Origin of the sequence: Phnomibacter sp., assembly GCF_036803085.1 — a bacterium.
In the GTDB taxonomy this organism is placed as follows: Bacteria; Bacteroidota; Bacteroidia; order Chitinophagales; family Chitinophagaceae; genus Phnomibacter.
The window spans coordinates 112,950-131,784 of the sequence record NZ_DAIRUZ010000007.1; the positions used below are offsets into that span (position 1 = coordinate 112,950).

The 18,835-nt window shown below is 46.2% G+C and carries 14 protein-coding genes; 4 read left to right on the forward strand and 10 right to left on the reverse strand.

From position 1 onward, the window contains the following. Positions 1–21: 21 nt before the first annotated feature. The 3 genes from rplD to rpsJ all read right to left on the reverse strand — a co-directional run bounded on the left by rplD (position 22) and on the right by rpsJ (position 1,894). Positions 22–654, reverse strand: coding sequence for a 50S ribosomal protein L4 (gene rplD / locus V7Q13_RS14055; RefSeq protein WP_333801296.1), 633 nt, complete (start codon positions 652–654; stop codon positions 22–24). A gap of 42 nt (positions 655–696) precedes the next feature. Next, entirely contained in the window at positions 697–1,314 is a 618-nt protein-coding gene (rplC, locus tag V7Q13_RS14060) for a 50S ribosomal protein L3 (protein WP_333801297.1), read from the reverse strand. A 274-nt stretch (positions 1,315–1,588) separates the two neighbouring features. After that, the gene (rpsJ, locus tag V7Q13_RS14065) at positions 1,589–1,894 is read right to left on the reverse strand and encodes a 30S ribosomal protein S10 (protein ID WP_157479374.1); all 306 of its coding nucleotides are present in this window, start codon (positions 1,892–1,894) and stop codon (positions 1,589–1,591) included. Between the two features lie 332 nt (positions 1,895–2,226). On the opposite strand from rpsJ, the gene V7Q13_RS14070 reads away from it, so the two are divergent. Then, complete coding sequence (locus tag V7Q13_RS14070) at positions 2,227–5,373, forward strand: VPS10 domain-containing protein (protein WP_333801298.1); 3,147 nt, start codon at positions 2,227–2,229, stop codon at positions 5,371–5,373. Between the two features lie 35 nt (positions 5,374–5,408). Here V7Q13_RS14070 and V7Q13_RS14075 read toward each other — a convergent pair whose 3' ends face one another. Then, positions 5,409–6,158, reverse strand: a complete 750-nt coding sequence (locus tag V7Q13_RS14075; protein ID WP_333801299.1) for a ribonuclease H-like domain-containing protein — start codon at positions 6,156–6,158, stop codon at positions 5,409–5,411. Between the two features lie 111 nt (positions 6,159–6,269). Between V7Q13_RS14075 and V7Q13_RS14080 the strand changes: the two genes are divergently transcribed. Continuing rightward, positions 6,270–7,565, forward strand: coding sequence for a DUF5690 family protein (locus V7Q13_RS14080; RefSeq protein WP_333801300.1), 1,296 nt, complete (start codon positions 6,270–6,272; stop codon positions 7,563–7,565). 190 nt (positions 7,566–7,755) lie between these two features. Here the strand turns inward: V7Q13_RS14080 and V7Q13_RS14085 are convergent, their stop codons facing one another. The 3 genes from V7Q13_RS14085 to V7Q13_RS14095 form a co-directional block, all read right to left on the reverse strand. Next, the gene (locus tag V7Q13_RS14085) at positions 7,756–8,418 is read right to left on the reverse strand and encodes a Crp/Fnr family transcriptional regulator (RefSeq protein ID WP_333801301.1); all 663 of its coding nucleotides are present in this window, start codon (positions 8,416–8,418) and stop codon (positions 7,756–7,758) included. Positions 8,419–8,517: 99 nt separating this feature from the next. Next, positions 8,518–10,668 (reverse strand): elongation factor G, encoded by a 2,151-nt coding sequence (gene fusA, locus V7Q13_RS14090; protein ID WP_333801302.1) that lies wholly within the window; start codon positions 10,666–10,668, stop codon positions 8,518–8,520. Between the two features lie 196 nt (positions 10,669–10,864). Next, a complete protein-coding gene (locus V7Q13_RS14095) occupies positions 10,865–11,428 on the reverse strand; it encodes a DUF6580 family putative transport protein (RefSeq protein ID WP_333801303.1) in 564 nt (187 codons plus the stop codon). 86 nt (positions 11,429–11,514) lie between these two features. On the opposite strand from V7Q13_RS14095, the gene V7Q13_RS14100 reads away from it, so the two are divergent. Beyond that, positions 11,515–11,883, forward strand: coding sequence for a YraN family protein (locus V7Q13_RS14100; RefSeq protein WP_333801304.1), 369 nt, complete (start codon positions 11,515–11,517; stop codon positions 11,881–11,883). Here the strand turns inward: V7Q13_RS14100 and V7Q13_RS14105 are convergent. After that, entirely contained in the window at positions 11,880–12,353 is a 474-nt protein-coding gene (locus V7Q13_RS14105; protein ID WP_333801305.1) for a 23S rRNA (pseudouridine(1915)-N(3))-methyltransferase RlmH, read from the reverse strand. The two genes, V7Q13_RS14100 and V7Q13_RS14105, sit on opposite strands and share 4 nt — an antisense overlap. 113 nt (positions 12,354–12,466) lie before the next feature. Between V7Q13_RS14105 and V7Q13_RS14110 the strand changes: the two genes are divergently transcribed. Further along, the gene (locus V7Q13_RS14110; protein WP_333801306.1) at positions 12,467–13,054 is read left to right on the forward strand and encodes an OmpH family outer membrane protein; all 588 of its coding nucleotides are present in this window, start codon (positions 12,467–12,469) and stop codon (positions 13,052–13,054) included. Between the two features lie 62 nt (positions 13,055–13,116). Here V7Q13_RS14110 and V7Q13_RS14115 read toward each other — a convergent pair whose 3' ends face one another. Both V7Q13_RS14115 and V7Q13_RS14120 read right to left on the reverse strand, forming a co-directional pair. Further along, positions 13,117–17,895, reverse strand: a complete 4,779-nt coding sequence (locus V7Q13_RS14115) for a translocation/assembly module TamB domain-containing protein (protein WP_333801307.1) — start codon at positions 17,893–17,895, stop codon at positions 13,117–13,119. A 487-nt stretch (positions 17,896–18,382) separates the two neighbouring features. Next, positions 18,383–18,730, reverse strand: coding sequence for an RNA recognition motif domain-containing protein (locus tag V7Q13_RS14120; protein WP_333801308.1), 348 nt, complete (start codon positions 18,728–18,730; stop codon positions 18,383–18,385). Positions 18,731–18,835: the final 105 nt, after the last annotated feature.

Consider the following 18,835-nt stretch of genomic DNA (forward strand, 5'->3'; position numbering starts at 1 on the left):
TCAGAATTATTCGGTTCTTAATTAAGCTTCAGTACCTTCTTCGGTGAAGATTTTAGCAGCTGATTCAGTGAGGACCATTACGTCAGCATTTACGATATCGTAAGTGTTGATGTCGGCCAGCTCAATAGCAGCAGCGTTGGGGATGTTGCGCAGGCTGAGGTAGAAGTTGGTATCCAGTTCAGGATATACAAACAACGTCTTCTTATCTGCTACACCCAGGCCCTGCATTACGCCAGCAAAAGCTTTGGTTTTGGGAGCATCGAACTTCAGGTCTTCTACCACTACGATGGCGCTTTCTTTGGCTTTGTAGCTCAGAGCAGCAATTTTAGCCAGATCCTTCACCTTACGGTTCAACTTCTGGTCGTGAGTAGTAGGCTTAGGTCCAAAAATGGTACCACCACCGCGGTACAATGGGTTACGGATGTTACCCTTACGGCTACCACCAGTACCTTTTTGCTTGTGCAGCTTGCGGCTGGCACCTTGTACTTCGGCACGGGTTTTTACTTTTGAAGTACCCTGACGCTGAGCGGCGAGGTATTGTTTTACAGCCAGATAAATCACATGATCATTGGGCTCGGTACCGAAGATTTCTTCGGGAAGCTCAACTGTTCTGCCAGTTTTCTGACCTGCTGTATTTAAAACTTCGATTGTCATAACTTTTTCGTTTCTCACCGGCCGGGCCGGCACGGTTTACAATTACTTCTGGATTAAAACGATTGAACCATTGTGGCCGGGAACTGATCCGCTGATCAGGATGTAATTCTTTTCAGGGAAAATCTTCACCACTTTCAGGCCTTTCATTTTTACCCTGTCGCCACCCATACGGCCAGCCATACGCATACCTTTAAATACACGGCTGGCGTCAGATGAGTTACCGATAGAACCGGGGGCACGCTGGCGGTCGTGCTGACCATGTGATTGCTCACCAACACCGTGGAAGCCATGGCGCTTTACAACACCCTGAAAACCCTTACCCTTGGTGGTACCCACAACGTCAACTTTTTCGCCTTCGGCAAAAATGTCAACAGTGACTTGTTCGCCAAGAGCTTTCTCCAGCGTACAGTCACGAAATTCTTTTACAAATGATTTGGGAGCAGTTTGTGCTTTAGCGAAGTGATTTTTCTCTGCTTTAGTAGCATTCTTTTCCTTCTTTTCGCCGTAAGCCAACTGAAGTGCATTGTAACCGTCTACATCGGCGGTTTTCACCTGCGATACAACACAGGGACCAGCTTCTACTATGGTGCAAGCTATTTGCTTACCATTGGGATCGAATATGCTGGTCATCCCGATTTTTTTTCCAATAATACCTTTCATTGATATCGGTTTGTGCCCGGCAGAGTTAAGAGGACATCCGCGCAGAAGCGAATTCAATCCCAGTTTAGCTACCGACCTTTTCCTTTGTTTCCGCCGTTTTGCAGAGGGGAAGTACCGGTAGTAAACAAACCCTGAAAGGCTTGTTCATATGTTTGGCTCACTTGGTAGTGAGAGTTATGTAAAATCAGAGCTCTTTTTTCACGTCCCTTTGGCCGGATTGAGAGATGATTGCTTTGTTGTTCTGATGTGGAGCCTCGCCCCACTTGGTCAGCTGTTACGCTTTGATTTCAACTTCAACACCACTTGGCAAATCCAGTTTGCTCAGGGCATCTACTGTGCGACTACTGCTGGTGTAGATATCCAACAAACGCTTGTGCGTGTTCAGTTGGAATTGTTCACGAGCTTTCTTGTTTACGTGCGGTGAACGCAGTACAGTAAAGATCTTTTTGTGTGTTGGCAAAGGAATTGGACCTGTTACCACAGCACCTGTGCTCCGCACAGTTTTCACAATTTTCTCGGCTGATTTGTCAACCAGGTTGTGATCGTAAGATTGCAGTTTAATACGTATCCGCTGACTCATAATTCAAAGACCCTTTTTTCGAATTGGGATGCGAAGGTAATGGGATTCAACTATCAGGCAAAAGTTTTTTGAAACATTTTTACCAATCCGGCCGCAAATGTCTGTTTTTCGGGCCAGTTTTTCCACAAATCCCCATTGGGGGGCCACCAGCTGCTGTGCATATCTCAGCTACATATCGGGCTGCTTCGGGGTTCCGCCCCTTGCCGGCACGGGTTGCACCCGCCGGCCGTGGCCAAGCCCTCCACATCCCGGGCCCATCAGCTGCAATACACTACGCAGCTATCTCCACTCAACTCAAACCATTAACTTACAGCTCCCTATATCACATATTTATGAGACATGTATTGATGTTCGCCATTTCGATGGCTGCTTGCTTAAGCCTGACTGCCCAAAACAGCAGTAAAAAGAAAACAACTCCCGCTCCTGCCCCATCAGTTAGCTGGAACGACCATTTACAGGGCATGCAATGGCGCAACCTGGGTCCTACCCGTGGGGGCCGTTCGGTAGCTTGCAGCGGCGTGCCGGGCCAACCGCTCATTTACTATATGGGCAGCACCGGTGGCGGCGTTTGGAAAACCGAAGATGCCGGCATCAGCTGGCGCAACATCTCCGATGGCTTTTTCAATACCGGTTCCGTGGGTGCCATTGCCGTAGCCGAAAGCGACCCTAATGTGATATATGTGGGAATGGGCGAACACGCCCCACGTGGTGTAATGACCTCCGCCGGCGATGGCGTGTACAAAAGCACCGATGCCGGCAAAACCTGGCAACACATTGGCCTTACCAATACCATGCACGTTGCAGCCATCCGCATTCATCCTTCCAACCCCGACATCGTGTTTGTAGCGGCGCAGGGAGCCATTCATGGTCCTACAGCCGAACGGGGCATTTACAAAACCACCGATGGCGGCCGCAGCTGGGACCGGGTGCTGTTTGTTGATGACAATACTGGTTGTGCCGACCTGAGTATGGACATGAGTAACCCTCGCATTTTATATGCCGGCATGTGGGATCATCGCAGGCTGCCCTGGCTGGTGCGCAGCGGTGGCCCGGGCAGCGGCTTGTACAAAAGCACAGATGGCGGAAACAGCTGGCACAAAATGAGCAAAGGCCTGCCTGCCAACATGGGCAAAGTAGCCATTGATGTAAGCAGGGCCAACCCCGGCAGGGTGTATGCCAATATTGAAAGCGAAGATGGCCTGGGTGGCGTTTACCGAAGCGATGATGGCGGCGACTCATGGTCGCAAACAAGCAAAGCAAGGGTAACCGTTGCCCGAGCCTGGTACTACATTGAAATATTTGCCGACCCGCAAGATCAAAACACGGTGTATGTGCTCAATGCGCCGGCACTCAAATCGATTGACGGTGGTAAAACTTTTACCAACCTGCCCACGCCACACGGCGACAACCACTGGCTGTGGATAGACCCGGCCAATAATAAAAGGATGATTAACGCCAACGACGGCGGAGCCAATATTTCTTTCAATGGCGGGGCCAGCTGGAGCAGCCAGCAAAACCAACCCACCGCACAGTTTTACCGCGTCATCGCCGATAAGCAGTTCCCATACAACTTGTATGCAGGCCAGCAAGACAATTCTGCCGTTATTGTTCCCAGCAAAAGCCCCTTTGGGGGCGTTGATTGGCAACAATGGACTTTTGGCCCCGGCGGTGAAAGTGCTTTCCTTGCCTTTGACCCTAACAATCCGGTAAAGGTTTTTGGTGGTAGCTACCAGGGTAATATCGAAGTGCTCGACCGCAAACTCAGCAGCACTAAAGACGTGATGGCCAGCCCCACCATTGGATTAGGGGTGATACCCAAAAAACAAGTCTATCGTTTCAACTGGAATGCCCCCATTGTGGCTGATCCGTTTAATCCGGCTATTATTTACCACGGTGGCAACAAAGTGCTCAAAACCACCGACGCTGGCCAAAGCTGGACAGCAATCAGCGCCGACCTCACCCGCAATGACAGTACCAAACAAGGCGATGGTGGAGCGCCATTTACCAATGAAGGGGCAGGTGGCGAAGTGTACAATACCCTCGCTTACATTGCCTGCTCTCCTATTACACAGGGTGAAATATGGACCGGCTCCGACGACGGCCTGGTACACCTCACCCGCGACGGCGGTAACACCTGGAGCAATGTAACCCCTGCAGGTCTTGGCGAAACACTCGTCAACAGCATCGAGGTATCTTACCACACACCGGGCAAAGCCATCATTGCTACCACAGGTTACAAAATGAATGACTTCTCTCCTGTTGTTTTCATTACCTACGACTATGGCAAAACATGGAGCAAACAAATCAATGGCTTTGATTCGAGAGACTTTTGCAGGGTAGTAAGGGAAGACCGGGTAAAAAAAGGGCTGCTGTATGCCGGCACCGAACGGGGCCTGTACATCAGCACGAATGACGGACTGGTCTGGCAGCGTTTCCAACTCAACCTGCCAGTGGTGGCCATCAATGACCTCACCATTGCCGACAACGATTTGGTGGCTGCCACCAGCGGCCGTGCCTTTTGGATTTTAGATGACCTCTCACCCTTGCAGCAACTGCAAGATCAATTGCCGCCAACCGCTACTTTGTTTACATCGAAACCAACCGTGAAAACAGGCTGGAGCGGCGGCAGTCCGCAAGTGGGCGCCAACCCTGCAGAAGGCGCTGCACTGTATTATTATTTACCATCAAAAACTGATAGCATTAGCCTCATCATTAGCAATGCAAAAGGCGACACCATACGCCAATACAACAGCTGGAAAAATGATGCCGAAGTAAGTGGCTACCCTGGTGGCCCTGCTCCTGAGCCTTTGCTGCCAACAGAAGAAGGGCTGCACAAATTCAATTGGGATTTGCGGCACGAAAGTTTGCCTGGCATCAAAGGCCAATTCCTGAATGCAGATTATCGTGGCGCTAGTGTACCACCCGGAACGTATAGCGTAACCTTGAAAGCAGGCACTACAAGCAGCGATGCTACGCTACAGGTGTTGCAAGATCCAAGAGTACAAGTATCTGCCAATGCTTTTGATGAGCAGTATGCGTTTTGCAAACAGATTGATGCTGCAGTAACCAACATGCATCAATCTGTAGTACGTATGCGTTCGATAAAGCAACAAGTTGAACAATTGAACACACAACTAAAAGGTATTGCTGATACGGATACGTTGGTAAAAACCGGCAAAACCTTGATTGCAAAAATCAATGCATGGGAAAAACAAATCATTACTACCCAGCAGGAAACATTTCAGGATGTCATTAATTATTACAACCGGCTGAGTGCGGAACTGCTCGACCTGCGTGGCCGGGTAGACAATGCTCAGCAACCCATCGTTCCTGCAGGCCATAAAAAGCAATTACAAACCTTGCTTTCAGCATGGACAAATTATGAAACCGAATTACTCCAAATCATCAATCGTGACTTACCTGCGTTTAATGATTTGTACAAAGCCAAAGCATTACCCGCCATTCTTTTACCGAAATAACAGACGAATAAAAAAGCCGGATAACTCCGGCTTTTTTATTGAACCACAACCTGTTCATCGTTGAGCAATGGCAGCTGCGAAAAACGCAACAAGAGTTGAGCAACGGTCAGTACATCCCGCTGGCAATATGAAACTATTTTGTCCAATGCTTTTTCTTGCCAGTACGCATTACCCACCATGCTACCATCGAGGTCTTGCTTGGGAGAGGCAATGCCCAAACAGGCTGCCAATAATTTAAGCGAGGTAAAATGTTTGTAATCGCCAAACTTCCACAGTTGCAGCGTATCCAATAGCGGCACATCCCAAGGCTTTAAAGCCTGAAAATCGAGCCACTGTGGCAAGGTTTGACCTTGCACAAGCAAACGGCGGCAGATATATGGAATATCAAACTCACGGATGTTGTGACCGGCAAACCACATCCGCATTTTGCGGGCTTGCATCAACTGCGCTACAGATTGTACAAACATGGTAAGTACAACCGCTTCATCATCGCCATAAAAGGATTTCAACCGAAGTTCAAACTTGCCGGCTGCATCTTTTCGCAAATAACCTACGCTAATACAAATGATTTTTCCAAATTCAGCCATAATAGCCGCCTTCTCCTGATACAACGATTCAGGGGTTGAGTTTTCCGTTTGCAGCCAGCTGGTTTTCTCTTCAAACAACGACTGCCACTCTGCAGGCAGTTGCTTAAAGTCCGGTTGCTGCGAAACAGTTTCAATATCAATGAAAATACATTGTTCTGGTTGGGGTATTTGCATGGCAGTAAGGTAATGAATTTGCATTAATCAACATATGCGGATAAGTGTGTCATGTTTCGGGTTACCCTAGCTGATATCTTACCACATAAATCCATACAGTTGCCATTAGCCCCACAACTGAAACTAAGGTCGCCATTGAGCATTGCACTCTTTAGTGCCATGGCGGCTTTTCTTACTTACACCATGATCTTTGGTTTTCGTAAAACATTTACGGTAGCCACTTTTGATGGCCTTCAATATTGGGGGGTAGGGTACAAAACATTAATTGTAGTGGCTCAGGTGCTTGGTTACTTGTTGGCCAAGTTTTATGGCATTCGTTTTATCGCAGAAATGAAACGCCAACAGCGTTGGAAAATCATTTTGATGCTCACGGGTATTGCCTGGCTTTCCTGGTTGCTATTTGCCCTGTTTCCGGCACCCTACAACATTGTGTTTGCTGCCATCAATGGATTTCCGTTAGGAATGCTGTGGGGTGTTGTTTTTTCTTACATAGAAGGCCGAAGAAGTACCGACTTTTTAGGGGCGGCTTTAGCGGTGAGTTTTATTTTCTCCAGTGGCTTTGTAAAATCCATTGGCGGCTGGCTCATGCAGCATTGGGGCGTGGCAGAATTGTGGGTGCCTTTTGTAGCAGGTTTGGCATTCGCTATTCCCCTTTTGCTATTTGTATGGATGATGGAGCAAATTCCTGCTCCTACTGCGCAGGACGAAGCAGAAAGAATGCACCGCAAACCACTTACCCAATTAGAACGAAGCCAAATATTGAAAGAGTTTTGGCCGGGCCTCATTCTGGCTATTCTGGTGTACGTATTTGCTACCATCTTCCGGGATATCCGCGACAATTTTAGCGCTGATATGTGGAAGGAACTGGGATTTGGTGAAAGACCGGCCATCTTCACTCAAACAGAACTACCCATCACCCTCGGTATACTGATGATGGTAGGCAGCCTCACCCTTGTACGTAACAGCAGCAAAGCGTTTATGATAGCCCACGTACTGATAGCCGCCGGATTTATTATCACCGGCGCCAGTAGTTTGTTATTTATGGCCGGGCAGGTGGAAGCATTTACCTGGATGGTGGGCACAGGAATGGGGCTCTACATGGTATATATTCCCTTCAACTCTATTTATTTCGAGCGGATGATTGCTTCCTTTCAAATAAGCGGCAATGTGGGCTTTCTGATTTATCTGGCCGATTCGGCTGGCTATGTGGGTAGTGTAGCGGTTTTGGTTTCGAAAGAATTGCTACAGTTTAAAACAGCTTGGGTACCTTTTTTCAGCCAAAGCACTCAGTGGCTGTCATTAGCAGGTTTGATAATTACGATTTTGGCCGCCATGTACTTTTTTAAAAAAGGTAGAAAAAAGGCAATGATGGATGGACTATCCGGAAAAGAAAATCGCCTCCACGAGGGAGGCGACTTACAAGGAGTTTAGGGGTTTGCTTCAGAATCTGGTGTAAAGAAACACCATTGACAGGTCATAAAAAAGTGCATAAACCCCGCAATTATTTAGTATTAAAATGCCAATTCGATTAGCAAAAAATGTAATTAGCTGTAAATCAGTCATTTATACGAATTTGACAAATGTCAAATTCGTGCTGAAAAGAATATTTTTTTGACATTTGTCAAATACTTTTTTCAGAATTATCCGTAGATGGACGCAAAATGGAGCCTCGCAGTCTGCTGAGGGTCTCTAAAGTCATTCCTAAGTGTGAAGCAATGAACTTGAGCGAAACCCGGTTGACGAGTTCTGGCTGGTGTTCTTGAAAGTAGGTGTAGCGGCTGCTTGCCTTTGCCAGTCGAACTAAATATGCCCGTTCTTCTGCCTGCCGGTACAATTGTTGCAAAACCTTTCTTGCGGCGATGTTCAGTTCAGGGAATTTTTGATAGGCCAATTCTAAATCATCAAAATGTATGCCAATCAGCTCTGAGTCTTCCAAAGCCTGTATATTCTCTACGGAAGGTGATTGGTCGAAGAAGCTACTGATAGATGCTACCAGATCATTTTCTGCTGTAATCCAAGTGGTTGCTTCGTTCTTACCATCTACAATATATCCTCTAAAAAGGCCTTTGCTCACCAAAAATAAATATGGGCAAACCTGACCGCTGCGCAGCAAAAACTTGTTTTTGGGAATGCTGCATTGAAATGCTTTGCTATCGATAAAACGTGCAGCCTTTTCGCTGATAGGATGAAAAAAACGCAAAAAGGCCGATGGAAGGATGACTCCTGCCGGCACAGCAATTCTCGTTTTTTCTACAAAGTATAAGCCTTCAATGGAAGGATTCATAATCCGAATTTTGATGATTCGGGCATAGGGCTATTGCGAATTTAACGTAAAAAAGCCACTACAATTGTAGTGGCTTTTGAATATTACGTTCCTAAGTAATTAATCTTCAACCTTCAACTTGCCCTTTTGCTTGGCTATTACCTCTTCGGCAATGTTGTTTGGCGCAGGAGCATAGTGGCTGAATTCCATGGTACTCGTAGCACGGCCAGAGCTCAGTGAACGCAGTTGGGTTACATAACCAAACATTTCGCTCAATGGTACTTTAGCTTTGATTACCTGAGCATTGTTGCGGCTGTCCATGCCTTCCAGCATGCCACGACGACGGTTCAAGTCACCTGTTACATCACCCATGTACTGGTCAGGAGTGATTACTTCTACCTTCATGATTGGCTCCAGCAATACGGGCTTAGCTTTGCGGCCAGCTTCGCGGAAACCAGAACGGGCACACAATTCGAAGCTCATACCATCAGAGTCAACTGCGTGGAAGCTACCGTCAAATACACGAACTTTCATGTTTACAACAGGGTAAGCAGCAAGAACACCAGTACCCATGCTGTTTTCAAAACCTTTCTGGATAGGTCCTACAAATTCTTTCGGAATGCTACCACCAAACAGGTCGTTTACAAACTGGAAGTGCTTGTCAGGGTTCTCTTTTTGCCATTCTTCGTCCACAGGTCCGATTTCGAACTGAATATCGGCAAACTTACCACGACCACCAGACTGCTTCTTCAAAACCTCACGGTGCTGTACAGTATGTGTGAAGGCTTCTTTATAGGCCACCATTGGCGCACCTTGGTTAACTTCTACCTTGAATTCACGACGCATACGGTCTACGATGATTTCCAGGTGCAGTTCGCCCATACCACGCAGGATGGTTTGGCCTGTTTCTTCGTCGGTATTTACACGCAGTGTAGGATCTTCTTCTACCAGTTTGGCAATGGCCATACCCATTTTGTCAACGTCGGCCTGAGTTTTAGGCTCAACGGCGATGGCGATTACAGGTTCTGGGATGAACATGTTTTCCAATACTACAGGATGCTTTTCATCGCAAAGGGTATCACCGGTTTTGATTTCTTTAAAACCAACAGCAGCACCAATGTCACCAGCTTCGATGAAGTCAATGGGGTTTTGCTTGTTGGCAAACATCTTCATGATACGGCTGATACGTTCGTTTTTTCCGCTGCGCATGTTGCGTACGTAGCTACCGGCATCGAGCTTACCGCTGTAACACCGGAAGAACGCCAAACGACCTACGAAAGGATCAGTCATGATTTTGAAAGCCAAAGCTGCGAAAGGTTCTTTTACATCCGGCTTGCGCAGTACTTCTTCGCCTGTATCGGGGTTGGTACCTACTGTATCAGGAATATCAACAGGAGAAGGCAGGTAGCGGCAAACGGCATCGAGGGCTGTTTGTACACCTTTGTTCTTAAATGAAGACCCACACATCATGGGCACAATGCTTAGATCGATAGTGGCCTTACGGATGGCTTCATGAATTTCAACTTCGCTGATGCTATCTGGGTTATCGAAGAACTTTTCCATCAACTGGTCGTCGTACTCAGCAACAGCTTCCACCAGTTGGGCACGCCAGAGTTGAGCTTCTTCAACCATATCGGCAGGAATGTCGATTTCATCGAAAGTCATACCTTCTGTTTCCGTGTGCCAAATGATGCCCTTCATTTTAATGAGGTCGACTACACCCTGGAAACTGTCTTCGGCACCAATGGGAAGCTGCAAAGGCACAGCCTTTGAACCCAGCATTTCACGTACCTGCTTCACTACATTGAGGAAGTCGGCACCTGAGCGGTCCATTTTATTTACAAAACCAATACGGGGTACACCGTAGCGGTTGGCTTGGCGCCAAACGGTTTCAGACTGAGGTTCAACACCATCTACCGCAGAGAAGAGGGCAATCAAACCATCGAGTACACGCATGGAGCGTTCTACTTCCACTGTAAAATCCACGTGTCCGGGAGTATCAATGATGTTGAAGGAGTACTCCTTGGTGTTGGCATCGGCTTTACCTTTTACAGTAGGAAAGTTCCACTTACAGCTTACAGCTGCAGATGTGATGGTGATACCACGTTCCTTTTCCTGTTCCATCCAGTCTGTGGTGGCAGCACCTTCGTGCACCTCACCAATGCGGTGGATCATACCTGTGTAGCGCAGAATACGCTCAGTAGTGGTGGTTTTGCCGGCGTCGATGTGAGCGGCAATACCAAAGTTGCGTCTGAATTTAAGATCGGCCATTGTGGTCGTTTTATTGAATATGCGGGTTTTGCCCTAAAAAATTTCGAGGCGCAAAAGTACAGGTAATGCATGGAATAATTCAGCTGGGCTGTAAAGAAATTGTAAATGTGGATGCATGGTGGATAGCGGATGGCTCAAAACTTGCACAAAAAAACCACCCGTTGGGGTGGCTTTCAAATGAGTTATAGCTGCCAGGTTAGGCTTTGGCCATCTGTTGCGCAGGTGCTGCCAGTAAGGCTTTGATGCCAAAGAATACACCACTAAACAATATAGTTCCGATGAGGCTGGTACGTAAAAATGGAAGGCCGTCTATGTAGGTTTGCAGCAAACCAGCTGCGGTTTTGCTACGCATAAGGCCGCCTGTTGCAGCCCAAACCTGAAAATTGGAAAGCAGGAAAAATACAACCGGAGCGGCTACGGCACCCGCCAGAATTTGTGCTGGCTTGCGTTCGCTGATGAAAAAACCAATAACGGTAGTAGATAAAATAAGTACGTAGTTAATCAGCTGTCCTTTGTAAAAACCAGCGTAAAAAGCAGGGTCGAAAGAACTCAATATTTGCATAAGCACATCACTCACCAGCATGGAAGCCAGTGGAAGTAAGAAAGCCACTTTGCGGTTTTTGATAACACTGCCAGCAAATACAGCCAGTGCCAACTGAGGAGCACCCAGCCATTCGGGCCGCATTTCGTAAGGTATAATACGGTAGATGGTGCAAATTGCAATCAGTAGGGCAAAAACCAAGGCGACAGATCTGTTCATTTGATTAAATTTCCATTTAGAAGACGACAAAAATAGGCCAATTTGAATGCCAACCCCATCTGTACCTTTAATAGTTTTTGCTGATTGTGGAAAAACATGCCAACCATAGCAACCAATATACAGGCCAAAAGGGCGAAACCTATGCCTGCAATTACCTGACGGAAAAGGGGTATACTGTTTTACACCGAAACTGGCGGTTTAAGAAAACAGAAACGGATATTATAGCCAGTTGCGATAACGTATTGCATTTTATAGAGGTGAAAACCTTGAATACTCCTGTAGATGCCCTGCCCGAACTAAAAGTAAACAAGGCTAAAATTCAACAGATGAAGTTGGGAGCGGCAGGTTTTCTGGCAGAATATCCGCAGTGGAATTTTATCCAGTTTGACATTCTCGCCATCAGGTTTAATGGCGAAAACCTGGCCGACCTTCTTTTTATTGAAGACGTTTTTTAGATGTGGTGATATTTTTCGCCCCGGATAATGGTGCTGGCACGGTACACCTGCTCCGCCAACATAAGCCGCACCAACTGATGCGGAAAAACGAGCTTAGATAATTGCCAAACCAGGTCGGCCCTTTTTCGAACGGCATCATTTACCCCAAAGGCCCCGCCAATGACGAAGTGAATTTTTTTAGCCCCATTGATAGCCCGCTGCTCTATCACCGCAGCCAATTCAGGAGAGCTCAGCATTTTGCCCCGCTCATCCAGCAATACCACATAATCAACCGGGTCTAATGATTTTAAAAGCAGCTCACTTTCGGCATCTTTTTGATCGGCAACTGGCATGCTGGCTGCATTTTTTGGGGGCGAAACCAGCTTCCATTCACAGGCATAATAATGCGATATCCTTTGGGTAAAATCTTCTATTGCCTTTACCAGGCTGGCATCGTGCCGGGCACCTACCGACCAAAAAAGTATTTTCATATTGCAAAGATGCAGGCATAGTTCCCAAGAGCCTTGTTTTGCTTTGCCTGATTTAACAGCATTGTGACTTCCAAACTGCTACATTCGCAGCAAATCAGTTTTGTTTGTTTTCTATGAAAAATGTTTCCACTATTCTAAGTATCCTGTCTCTCGCAGGGGTTGCAGGTCTTTTTGTAATGCAATTTGCAGGCAGCACTTCCAGTAATAAACCAGTCAGTGCCGGAGCCCAAACCGATAGCCATACACATGGCCAAATTGGTTATTTTGAAATGGACTCCATTGAACAGCATTATGCATTTGTGAAAAACGTTCGTGACCAACTGAAAAAAGATGAAGACAACATCACTGCAGAGTTGGGTAGCATGAAAAAGAACTATATGGGGCGCATACAGCAACTGCAATCAAAAGCACCCACTATGAGCCAGCAAGAAGGCGAAGCTGCACAAGCAGAAATAAACCAAATGCAAATGACCCTGCAACAGCGGGAAGCTAAGCTCACTCAAGACCTGCAAGAGAAGCAGTTTAAGATGATGAAAGAAATCAACGATAAAATTGCTGATTTTCTGAAAAGTTTTAATGCCGATAAAAAGTATGCTTACATTATTTCACGTTCGCCCGGCGACTTTGTATATTTTGCTGATAGCACTTACAACATTACAGATGATGTGATAAAAGGATTGAACGCTGCATACAAAAAGTAATAACAGCCTTATTTTCTTTATAAAAAAATGAGTACAGTTTTGTACTCATTTTTTATTGTCCATTACTTATCGTCCGCTGTTTTTTTCAGGAAGATTAACGCCTCTTCTTTATTGGATGAAAAAAGCTTATCGAACTCTTTGCGATAGCTGAGACTCACCCCCGCCCTGTTGCGCCGGCCGGCAAAATCCAGTGCGTCTTTTTTAAATAAAATAGCCCGTAACCTGCGGTTATTGGTGAGTATAAATTCAACACTTACATCAGGCAAAAACTGAAAGCCAGTGGTAGTGGTATTTCGTACGTTCAAATCAAAGTCGCTACCTAAATTAACAACTACCCGGTTGTTGAAATAGCTTTTATTGAGCATAAAGTTGAAGTTCACCCGATCGTAACCTGTAGGCGTATTAACCGAGCCCCCAACCAATGAGTTTGAGTTATATACTTCTGTGCTAAAATCAATATTCAAACTTCTATCGCCCGTTATTTCCTGAATAATGCTGGTGAGAATTTTGCCCATCTGGTTGCTCAATAAATCACTAATGGTATTCACCGCTAAATCTGTACCGGGGTTGCGGGCTCCCACCCCTTCTTTGTAGGGGGCAAAAGATTTAAATACTATCAGGTAGGTTACCTGCCGCAGCATTTCACTTTTATCGCTTTCTATTTGCCGCAGCATTTGCTGGGCACTCAGGTTGTTTTGCATGGCAGACCCCTGCGGAAACTCAATACCGAAAGCAATATCAGGTTTGCTAAGCAACCCTGTTAGCCTTGCTTTTACATACACATCACCTTTATAATTCTGAGCCGATTGGTCCAGCACCGTTTGCCCCTGTTCGCTGGCCATTAAATCTCGCAAGCTCACACCTACGGCACGGTAGCGGGCACCAATATTCAGGTTGGCGTCGTAAGGATTACCATTCCATTCTATATAGCTGTTTTCGCCTCCATCAAGCGTAAATGGTTTTTTAAATAAGGTTTGAAAACTGAAGTTATAACTGCCAGATTCAATCTGATAGCGTCCACGCATTTCAGTTTCTTCAGTAGTGCCGGTTTTTATTTTCAAATTACCTGTTCCATTTGCCTTGATAATGTCACCGGTTGTTTCATCCATAATCACATCAATCTGGCATAGTGGAGTGGCTGTTAAATCAAGCTCGATGTGAATATTGGTTTCTGTGCTGTCGGCTTCGTTTTGCAGCTCCCGGCCGTATTGTTTGAATACTATAAAATCGGCTGTGCCGCTTTCTTTCCCCAGCTTATTGGCAATAATAATGTGTGAAGTATCTGTAGTGGCACCGGTAATGCGCATTCTCAGATTATTGAGTGGCCCGGTCAGGTCGAAACTGGCCTTTCCTACGGCTTGCCCGTAAAACAAATCGTTGTCTTTACTGCCGGTATTCAGTAACTGTAAGCCATTCGACCGCATCCGCATATTAAAAGAAAGACTGTCGAAAAAACGATGGTACATCAATCCTTCCATGGTACCGTTTCTTCCTTTTTCATCTTTCAACTGTACCGTTCCGAAGTCGATATAATTATCGCCAAATCGCAGCCGCGTAGGGGCTAGCCAGTATGTGCATTGTGTATATTCTACTTTTAGCCGGCCATCATTGAGGAGCACATCGCCCAATAATGATGGCGCATTCATTTTCCCTTTCAACGCCAGCTTACCGGTAGCATATCCATCCACATCATCCAATATACCGTCAAGGTATTTACGCAGTACGTTTACACGTTCTCTTCGTAAGTCTACTTCAAGATTAATTTGCTCGTTGGCCGAATCGTTCAGGTTTAAGGCAAGTAAACCGCTAAAGTCGTATCCTTCATTTCGGGAGTCAATCTTGCTTTTCAACATTCTGGTTGCATGGTCATATTGTGCAGTACCTGAAACCACTCCTACAGAATCATTATTGAAATAAAAGTTTTTTGCTGCAAACTCAGTGGTTACGTAGGGTTTACCCATCAAATCCTGAATAACAGTTCGGGCACTCAGCAGGCCTTCCAGTCTTGGCTCTGTTACTACAAAGGGCAAAACATCACCCATTATAAAATCATCAATATCTACATACACATCATTCCAATAGCCATCGTCAGATGGTTTGGTGTACATCTTAATGCGTTGGTTATCGTTTTCTATCTGCAGCCCGTTGGATATGAGATACCCTTTCCGCATTTCAATACTGCCATCGCTTTTTACCGTCCATTTTTTATTGTTCAGGATAAACGACGATTCTTCGAACCTTGCTTCAAAGCCATCGGGTTTGCTAAAGAAAAAACCGTTGATAGATGCATTGCCGAGCGGCCCGTTGGTGCGGGTAGTCAACTGCACCTTGGTGGTATCGTTTACTGTATTAATGAGCATTTGAGCGTTCGGAAAACCAATGCTGTCATTCACCAGTAATTCGTCAATGGTGCCGGTAAGCATCAATGCTTGATTGCTGCCATTTGCCCTGATGGCTGTATTGGTAAGCTTTACCCCGCCGTACTCGAGGTAGGGCATATCCAAATTTACCAACAGCTCATTTTGGCGGGTATCGAGGCTGCCCAGCAATGATGTATAGTTGAGTCCCTTCAGTTTGGGATCTATGAAATCGAGAAAGGGTTCTACGTTTCTTGTTTCTATTGAAAAAGTGAGCAACTGATTGCGGGGCAGCTTTGCCGGTTTGTCTATTACAGAAGGATAATAGTTGTGCAAAAACGCCTGAAAGCCATTGGGCAAATCGCTGATGTCGAAATCACCACTGATGTTGATATCGGCTTCGTTTGTTTGCACTATCAGCGTTTCAATATTATTGGCATCAATGGAAGACTGGATGTACATTGAATCGATGTTCAACAGCTGCCGCTTGTTGTACACTTCTGCGTCATAAATGCGGGCATACCCCCTGAAATCATCAATATTGGTACCTGTAAAATCAACATCAAACAAACCAGAAACCACCACCGAATCTTTGGTAAGTTGTAGTGCATGCAGGTTGGCATACGCTACAGCACCACGGGCATTATAGCTTTGTTTTTTCTTTCTGAAATCTAAGACCGTGGTAAAATTGGCCATCAGGTTTGGATCGGTACTGGAGAGGTTGGCAGACAGCGATTCATTTACGAAAATGGCGTCCGCCAAAATATCGTGATAGGTGTATCCGCCATACTCAATGGCCGATACATCTCCTTTCATTTTAATGGGAGTTGCAGCAGAAAAACCATTGCTGGAAATTTTTCCATTAAACTTCATCATCCCCATAGAAGGTACACCAAGCAACCTGGCACCGTTCAATTGTGCATTGCGGATAGTACCATCAAATCCTTTGGCCGGGCCATTCATATTCACCGCCACGGTTGCATCCATTCCACCGGCTGCTGTTTGTAAATGCCCATCAGTCGTAAAATTGTTGATGGTGCCATCAAAACGCCCTTTGTATTGCAACAATCCCGCGTTGTATAAAGGCGTAGACCGTAAGTCTTTTAATGCCGGTGCCCAAGGCTCAATGTCTTTCAAATCGAATTGGGAGCCGCCCGTTTCGGCTTGTATCACAGTTTTGTCTATATCAATCAGGCCCTTCATTTTGTAGGTACCTGTAAACCGGCTGTTGCCCGTACGTAAGTCGGCATTTTGCACCACAAAATTGCTGATTGTTCCAGTGGCATCGCCGCTAAGTGTGCCTATCTGGCCAATGCCACGAAGCTCGGTGGCAAAAAATCCAAGATCATCCATGTGCACAGTGCTGTTGCGTAGCATGGCCGTTACCTGCACACTGTCTACAAAATCTTCCATGGCATCCAGGCTGGTGTAGCGCATGGCGTAGTATGGACCCAGCCGGCTTTTGTTGAGCTGCAAATCCATGTTGGCAAATTCCATGAGCTGCGGATGCAAACGGAGATTGGTTTCAAACCGTTTTACTTCCAGTCCGCTTCTTTCTTTGGCTGTAAGCTGCACTTTTGCCGTAAGTGTATCTGCGTTGAGCCGTACGTTTTTTAACCGTCCATCTATGGGCGTTACAATAATGTCTCTTTCGTCAAACAGGCCGGCAGTATACACTGGCCCATGCCGGTTAAAAATTTCAACCACCCCCTGCGTCACGTTTACTTCCCCAATAGTTAGCCGCATGCCATCGGGGTTCCACGATTCGGGGTAAGTACGCAAAGCATCCAGCGAATCTATCCGCCGCCAGTATTTGGCAGAGTCGGCCGAAGACCACAGGCCCTGGCGTTTAAATTCGCGGTACTCAGGTTTTACTAAATCGAGTTTGGCTATCTCAAAATCAAGATTGTTTATATCAAACTTGTTGGCTTTTAGGTACAATTTTTCTACCCCGCCAATCAGGGTTTTACCACGCCATTTATCCAGTTGTTCAAACCGCAGGTTGCTGATAGAAACAATATCGAGCTGCAGTACCACAGGCGTAGTGCTGTCTTTTGCCGTGGCTGCAGCGGTGCTGTCAGTACTTCCCTTTCCGCCAAAAGCATTTTTCAAAAAGCTGTGGTTCCAGGTACTGTCTGTTCGTTGCAGCCGGATGAGCACGTCTTCCAATTTCAGGTAGTGAAGGGTGATGCTGTCTTTCCAAATCAGCCAATCGGTGGTATTGACTTGCGCCAAACCAATAGACAGCAATGTGTCCTTTTGCTGGTCGGCTATGTACACGCCTTTCAAACTTACCCTGTTGAGCCAGCCGATGTATGCACTTTCCACTTTTACAGTAGTGCCTAATTGTGCACTCAGGCGTTTGGCGGCCGTATGTGCCAACCAGTTTTGAAAAGCAGGCGTTTGCAACAATAGCCACAGCAATGCAATAATTGCAAGAATGGTAAGGACAATGTTTTTGAATATGCGAAGTGCTTTTGCCAAAAGGGTTCTGCTGTTTTTCAAATATTTGTTTGCGACTGTAAAAATAGTGTCCCTGCCACTGCCGACCATGTTCTGGTGCAGTAAATCAATAAATTAGCGCATGAATCAGCCAGATTACAACCGCTATTGATACAACAGGATTCATTTCATCATCACCCTTTTGCTATTGAGTTTGCTGCTCTTGCATTTAGCCTAATGCAAAAATGGCTACACCGCTGTTGTTTTTCGACCATGGCCAAGCAGGCTACAAAGACGCTACGGGTAAAACAATTATTGCACCGCAATTTGGCCTTGCCGGAAGGTTTAGCGTAGGATTGGCAAATGGGAAAACATCAAACCAGGGGAGCCAATGGCTGTTTCGCATACAATGCTGATAATACAGGGGCACAAAAAACCCCGGTTGGTGAAACCGGGGTTGAAATGCGTTTTCATTTACGGGGAGCCAAATAACGGGACCGATATATGGAGAACCTAAATGATGCAAAGCTTAGTACCTGCCACGACCGCCGCCATAGCCGCCACCGCCGCCGTAGTTACCACCACCGCCACGGTTGCCGCCACGGAAACCACCGCCGCCGCCAGAAGGACGCTCTTCACGAGGACGTGCCTCGTTTACGCTGATGTTACGACCACCAACATCTTTGCCGTTGAGGGCATTGATAGCAGCGTTCGCTTCATCATTGTTCGGCATTTCTACAAAGCCGAAGCCTTTGCTACGGTTCGTCATCTTGTCGGTTACAATCTTGCAAGAAGATACTTCGCCGTACGCTTCAAAGAGCTGCTGGAGGTCTGCTTCCGATGTACCCCAGCTGAGGTTACCAATGTACAAATTCATAAAAAAAATTTCAAAAATCACCCGTGCTCCAAATTACTTACCGGACACAGGTAGGTGAAAAATACCAACAAAGGTTGCAGGAATATTTGCAGGAATCCAAATATT

Excerpts from the sequence above, each read along its gene's own strand:
- V7Q13_RS14075 (WP_333801299.1), bottom strand. The coding sequence starts at position 6,158 with ATGCAAATTCATTACCTTACTGCCATGCAAATACCCCAACCAGAACAA.
- fusA (WP_333801302.1), bottom strand. The coding sequence starts at position 10,668 with ATGGCCGATCTTAAATTCAGACGCAACTTTGGTATTGCCGCTCACATC.
- V7Q13_RS14110 (WP_333801306.1), top strand. The coding sequence starts at position 12,467 with ATGAAAAATGTTTCCACTATTCTAAGTATCCTGTCTCTCGCAGGGGTT.
- V7Q13_RS14120 (WP_333801308.1), bottom strand. The coding sequence starts at position 18,730 with ATGAATTTGTACATTGGTAACCTCAGCTGGGGTACATCGGAAGCAGAC.
- V7Q13_RS14105 (WP_333801305.1), bottom strand. The coding sequence starts at position 12,353 with ATGAAAATACTTTTTTGGTCGGTAGGTGCCCGGCACGATGCCAGCCTG.
- V7Q13_RS14070 (WP_333801298.1), top strand. The coding sequence starts at position 2,227 with ATGAGACATGTATTGATGTTCGCCATTTCGATGGCTGCTTGCTTAAGC.
- V7Q13_RS14095 (WP_333801303.1), bottom strand. The coding sequence starts at position 11,428 with ATGAACAGATCTGTCGCCTTGGTTTTTGCCCTACTGATTGCAATTTGC.
- rplD (WP_333801296.1), bottom strand. The coding sequence starts at position 654 with ATGACAATCGAAGTTTTAAATACAGCAGGTCAGAAAACTGGCAGAACA.
- rplC (WP_333801297.1), bottom strand. The coding sequence starts at position 1,314 with ATGAAAGGTATTATTGGAAAAAAAATCGGGATGACCAGCATATTCGAT.
- rpsJ (WP_157479374.1), bottom strand. The coding sequence starts at position 1,894 with ATGAGTCAGCGGATACGTATTAAACTGCAATCTTACGATCACAACCTG.
- V7Q13_RS14085 (WP_333801301.1), bottom strand. The coding sequence starts at position 8,418 with ATGAATCCTTCCATTGAAGGCTTATACTTTGTAGAAAAAACGAGAATT.